The organism is Rhodococcus tibetensis (genome assembly GCF_024438035.1).
In the GTDB taxonomy this organism is placed as follows: Bacteria; Actinomycetota; Actinomycetes; order Mycobacteriales; family Mycobacteriaceae; genus Rhodococcus_F; species Rhodococcus_F tibetensis.
In genome coordinates this window covers 1-559 of sequence record NZ_JANFQF010000063.1, presented here as the reverse complement: position 1 = coordinate 559, position 559 = coordinate 1, and the positions used below count along the sequence as shown (strand labels likewise).

At 66.9% G+C, this 559-nt stretch carries 1 protein-coding gene; it reads right to left on the bottom strand.

Going from position 1 to position 559, the window contains the following annotated elements; all coding sequences use genetic code 11:
- Positions 1 to 2: 2 nt before the first annotated feature.
- Positions 3 to 557, bottom strand: a complete 555-nt coding sequence (locus tag NOF53_RS27480; protein WP_255974837.1) for a YceI family protein — start codon at positions 555 to 557, stop codon at positions 3 to 5.
- Between the last annotated feature and the right edge of the window lie 2 nt (positions 558 to 559).

Here is a 559-nt window from a genome sequence, read left to right as displayed (position 1 = left end):
GATCAGGCCTGGAGGCCGGCTTCGATTTCGAGGGTGATGGTGATCTTGTCGCCGACGACGGCTCCGCCGCCTTCGAGGGGCATGTCGATGCTGATGCCGAAGTCCTTGCGGTTGAGGACGGTGGTGGCTTCGAAACCGGCGACCGGGCCGTGGCCCATGCCGGGGTTGACGCCGTTGAACTCGAAGGCCAGCTCGACGGGGCGGGTGACGCCGCGGAGGGTGAATTGGCCGTCGACCACGTAGTCGTCGCCCTTGGTGCGGATGCCGGTGGAGGTGAAGGTGGCGGTGGGGAACTGCTCGGCGTCGAAGAAGTCGGCCGACTTGATGTGGGCGTCGCGGTCGGTGTTCTTGGTGTCGATGGAGGCGACCTGGATTTCGGCGGTGACGGAGGCGGTGCCGTCCTCGGCGACGGTGACTGCGCCGGTGAAGTCGTTGAAGGTGCCGCGGACCTTGCTGACCATCAGGTGGCGGACGGAGAAGCCGACGGTGGAGTGGACGGGGTCGATGGCCCAGGTTCCTGCGGTGAGACCGGGCAGCGTGGTGATGGCGGTGGTCATGG